This window comes from Saccharomonospora halophila 8 (genome assembly GCF_000383775.1).
GTDB classification, from domain to species: Bacteria; Actinomycetota; Actinomycetes; order Mycobacteriales; family Pseudonocardiaceae; genus Saccharomonospora; species Saccharomonospora halophila.
The window spans coordinates 3,011-5,311 of sequence record NZ_KB912510.1 but is presented as its reverse complement, the minus strand read 5'-3'; the positions used below and the strand labels follow the sequence as shown (position 1 = coordinate 5,311).

The window sequence follows — 2,301 nt, the reverse complement described above, 5'->3', positions numbered from 1 at the left end:
CGAGCTCGGCGTCGCCGCGGGCGGCTGCGCGCCCGCCGGCTTCGACGGGGTCCACGACCTGCCGCTGCCCGGGGGAGCCGACCTCGGGGACGACCCGTACCGGGTGACGGTGCGCTTCGACGACGTGCTCGACCTCGTCCCGCACGCCGCGGTGAAGGTGAACGACGTCGCGGTGGGGCGGGTGGAGTCGATCGCCCTGGCCGACACCGACGACTGGCAGGCCGAGGTGGTGCTGTCGGTGAACGGCGACGTCGAGCTGCCCGCCGACTCGATCGCCAACATCCGGCAGTCCAGCCTGCTCGGGGAGAAATTCGTGGAACTGGACGCACCACGGTCGGACACCCCACGGGCGAACCGCGCCCCGTTGGAGGACGACGCACTGATCCCCGCCGCCCGCACGAACCGGCACCCGGAGGTGGAGGAGGTCTTCGGCGCGCTCTCCCTGCTGCTCAACGGTGGGGGCATCGCCCAGCTGCGCACCATCAACCAGGAGCTGACCGCCGCGATGGAGGGCAACGAGGCCGACATCAGGCGGTTTCTGTCCGAGGTGGACCATCTGGTCTCCGACCTGGACGCGCACCGCGACGAGATCACCGACGCGCTGGACGGGATGAACCGGCTGTCGGCCACCCTCGCCGGACGGGCGGAGCAGATCCGCGGCGCGCTGAACGACCTCACCCCCGGCCTGCGCGAACTGCGGGACCAGCGGGAGGCGCTGGTGTCGATGCTGTCGTCGCTGGACGAGCTCTCGGGTGTGGCCGTGGACGTCGTCGAGAAGACGCGGGAGGACCTGGTGGCCGACCTGCGGGCGCTGGCGCCGGTGCTGCGGCGGCTGGCCGACGCGGGCGCCTCGCTACCCCGGGCCCTGGAGATCCTGCCGACCTTCCCGTTCACCGACGCCGTGCTCGACGGGATCGAGGGCGACTATCTGAACGCCTACATCAGTGTGCTGCCGGACGGGAACTACACCGAGCCGGTCCCGCCGCTGCCGTTGCCGTCCACGGACACCGCCACGCCCGCCCCGGACGGAGGGAGTCGCTGATGCTGACCCGCAGGATCCGCGCGCAGGTGGTCGCGTTCGTGGTGGTCGCGGCGGCCGCGGTGACGTTCGTCGGGGCCAACTACGCGGGACTGCCCCGGCTGATCGGCGACGGTGGCGACGTGGTGCGCCTGCGACTGTCCCAGGGCGGTGGGCTGTTCGAGGGGAGCGAGGTCACCTACCGGGGCGTGGCCGTCGGCCGGGTCGGCGACCTGCGGCTCACCGACGAGGGAATGGAGGCCGACCTGGTACTCGACGACGACGCCCCGCCCATCCCGGTGAACTCCCGTGCGGTGGTGGCGAACCGGTCGGCGGTCGGCGAGCAGTACGTCGACCTCCAGCCGCGGGCGAACGGGGGACCGTACCTGGAGGAGGGCTCGGTGATCCCCCGCGAGTCCACCACCACCCCCCTGCCCGTGCACACACTGCTGGCGAACCTCAGCGAGCTCACCGGGTCCGTCCCCACCGACTCGATGCGGGTTGTCGTCGATGAGTTGTACACCGCGTTGCACGGCACCGGGGACGATCTCCAGCTGCTGCTGGACACCGCCACCGGGTTCACCCGGACCGCGGCCGAGCACCTGCCCCAGACCACCGACCTGATCGACGACGGGGCGACGGTGCTGCGCACCCAGGCGGAGTCGGCACGGGCGTGGCGGTCGTTCGGGCGCGACGCGAAGCTGTTCGCGGCGGAACTCGCCGCCTCCGACGGCGACCTCCGGCAGCTCATCGGCACCGCCCCGCGAGCGGCGACCGAGATCAGCGGCCTGCTCGCCGACACCGATCCCGGCCTGTCGGTGCTGATGGCCAACCTGCTCACCACGTCCCGGATGTTCGCCTCGCGCACGGACGGCCTGGAGCATCTGCTGGTCTACACCCCGAAGGCGGTGGCCTCCACCTCCGCGGCGGTGACCTCCGACGGCACGAAGCTGTCCCAGGCGTTGACGTTCTTCGACCCGGCGCCGTGTACCCGCGGCTACGGAGGCACCGAACGCCGCGACGGCGAGAGTACCGGCGACGCCCCGTTCAACACCGACGCCGCGTGCACCCTGCCCCACGGACACGCCGGCTCGGTGCGCGGCTCGCAGAACACACCGGACGGCGGCGTCCCCACGGTGGCCGAACCCGGTTCCGGCTCGATCGCGGACCTGGTGGACGCGCTCACCCTCGGCGCGACCCGCTCCGGTGGGACGGCCTCCGGTGGGACGGGAGGTTCCGGTGGGACGGGCTCGGGCGGCGGCGGCACCCCCGGCGGCGGCACT

2 protein-coding genes are annotated in these 2,301 nt (G+C 72.7%); both read left to right on the top strand.

Features of this window, described 5'->3' with window-relative positions:
- On the top strand, positions 1-1,042 hold a 1,042-nt coding region (locus SACHA_RS20750), incomplete at its 5' end, for an MCE family protein (protein WP_019808323.1).
- A partial coding sequence (locus SACHA_RS20745) for an MCE family protein (protein WP_019808321.1) occupies positions 1,042-2,301 on the top strand: 1,260 nt, incomplete at its 3' end. The genes SACHA_RS20750 and SACHA_RS20745, both read left to right, overlap by 1 nt.